General features: G+C 51.3%; 3 protein-coding genes. All 3 read left to right on the forward strand.

The window, feature by feature from the left end; translation table 11 throughout:
• Positions 1–748, forward strand: a 748-nt coding sequence (locus tag OXH16_21490; GenBank protein MCY3683984.1) for an SPASM domain-containing protein, incomplete at its 5' end; no start/stop codon positions are given.
• Positions 749–911: 163 nt separating this feature from the next.
• Positions 912–1,853 (forward strand): sigma-54 dependent transcriptional regulator, encoded by a 942-nt coding sequence (locus OXH16_21495; GenBank protein ID MCY3683985.1) that lies wholly within the window; start codon positions 912–914, stop codon positions 1,851–1,853.
• Positions 1,854–1,931: 78 nt separating this feature from the next.
• Positions 1,932–2,506, forward strand: a 575-nt coding sequence (locus tag OXH16_21500) for a DNA helicase (GenBank protein MCY3683986.1), incomplete at its 3' end; no start/stop codon positions are given.

Genomic DNA, 2,506 nt, shown 5'->3' on the forward strand with positions numbered 1-2,506 from the left:
CATTCGCACGTTTCACAATGGTTCAGGGACTTATGATGTTGTGGCAAAGAATGTAAAGAAGCTGACTGCTGAGGCACCTGAGCGCGTGTACCTGCAAGCCATTATGACAGCGTATGATATGGATGAGGATCAGATTGCCGATGCGTTGCGTTCTCTGGGTACAGAAAACGCGCTTGTTGACCTGGCTGTTGTTTCACCGGATGCGCCTTATGCTATTGGGGAAGAACATCTACCCGTTTTGAAGCAGCAGATTTACAGGCGGAGTAGGCGTGCGCTCAAAGCCATTCTGAATGGTGAAGAGAATGAAGAGTTTGATCCGCGGATTCAGAAATTGTTGACGCGCCAAAAATCGTGTCATGGGTGTCTGGGTGGCAAGCAGTATTTGGCGATTGCAGCAGATGGGGCGATTTATTTTTGCTCGAGTTTAGCCGATGCGCCCGAGTTTAAGATGGGTGATGTGTTTGCGGGTATTGATCGCGAAAAGCAGCAGCATTTTGACGCGCAGTTCAATGTGAATAATCGGCCTGAGTGCAAGACGTGCTGGGCGCGCAACCTGTGTGGTGGTGGCTGTCTTTGGGAGGCGCGCACGACGACGGGTGATCCGATGTATCCCAACCCTGTTTCTTGTGAGCAGACGCGCTATCGCTATGAGTTGGCGATGGAGATGTGTATGGAGATAGCAGAGACGGATGCGTCTTTGTTGCAACGACGATATGATCTGGAAGTGGTATCTGAAGCAGAGAAGTGAGTAATGCATAAATTGTAGATCGAGTACCTGCTTAAAAACGGCATCCAAATAGGGATTAACACCCCTTTAGATGCCGTTTGTTTTGCTTCCAGAGTGGGCGACAGATTGTTAGTAATGGGAGGAATATATCACTCAAAAATCCGGCCTCAATAAATGGCCACTCATTGGACAGCACCCCTCGCTCTTAGACGTACAAAAGCGCGCGCACCGCGTGGCGAATAGCGAATTGCCCGTCAACATCAGTGGAGAAACTGGCACCGGCAAGGAATTGCTCGCCCGATATATCCACGGCATTAGCCACCGCAACAGGGGACCATTTGTAACCGTTGACTGCGGCCTGCTTTCCTCTGAAGTGGCGCGCAGCGAATTATTTGGATATGTTCGCGGTGCCTTTACGGGCGCCAGTGAAACGCGCCTCGGACTGGTTGAATCTGCCCGAGGAGGTACGCTATTCCTCGACGAAATAGGCGAATTGCCAGCCAACCTTCAGTTGCAACTGCTTCGCCTGGTACAGGAACAGGAATTTCGCCGCGTAGGCGAAGCATCCATGCGCCGATCCAACGTGCGCCTGATCACTGCGACACACTGTAACCTGCGAAAAATGGTGCGAAAAAAGACATTCCGAGAAGACCTCTTTTATCGCTTAAACGTCGTACCGCTACAATTGTCACCCCTGCGGAAGCGACTGAGCGACTTGCCACTTTTGGTCGCACATTTTTGCCAGGAAATGAAAGAATACAATCGCGCGTTTTCCCCCGAAGTAATTCAAAGAATGTCACACTATGCATGGCCCGGTAATGTTCGGGAACTACAACACGAAGTCGCCCGATTGATAGTCATGTCCGAAGGTAAAATTATCCGCGTATCCGATCTGCGCCCACGCATTCGAGGATCCAAACCCGAAGTCGATGTATTTGACCTGCCGTTTAAGGAAGCCAGACAACTGGCGAATAGCCGGTTTATGCGGGAGTATCTCGACAGAGCTTTGCAGCGAACACAGGGCAATGTAACCCAGGCAGCGCAACAATGCGGAATTGGCCGACAGTATTTCCAGTTGCGCATGTCTGAACACGGTCTAAAGTCGGCATCTTACAAACAAAAATAATACCTCACGGTGTACTAAAAAACGTCAATGGAAAAACCCATTGACGTTTTTCTTTGCAGGACGTTTCTTGAGCGTATCATGCAATACATCGCCGACATACACCTGCACTCGCGTTTTGCCCGCGCAACCAGCAAAACCCTGAACCCCGAAAACCTGTATCGGTGGAGTCTCATCAAAGGTCTGACCGTGGTGGGCACTGGAGATTTCACCCATCCGGTATGGTTTGACGAACTGCGCGACCAACTCGAACCCGCCGAAGAAGGGCTATATCAATTGCGCGCAGACCTCAGGCGGGGCATCGACGCCGAATTGCCCCAAGCCTGTCGCGGACAAATGCGGTTTGTACTCTCGGTCGAAATCAGTCTCATCTACAAAAAAAATGACAAAACGAGAAAAATACATCACGTCGTCACAATGCCGAGTTTTGACGCCGCAGCGCGTTTAAATGCCCGACTCGGCGCAATAGGCAATCTGAAATCCGACGGACGCCCCATCCTCGGCCTGGACAGCCGGGACCTGGTAGAAATATGCCTGGAAGCCTGTGACGAAGTACTCTTTATCCCCGCGCACATCTGGACACCTCACTTCGCGGTCTTGGGCGCGAGTTCCGGGTTTGGCCCCCTGGAAGAATGTTTTTACGTCATGCTCCCCCC

Source organism: Gemmatimonadota bacterium (genome assembly GCA_026705765.1).
Lineage (GTDB): Bacteria > Latescibacterota > UBA2968 > UBA2968 > UBA2968 > VXRD01.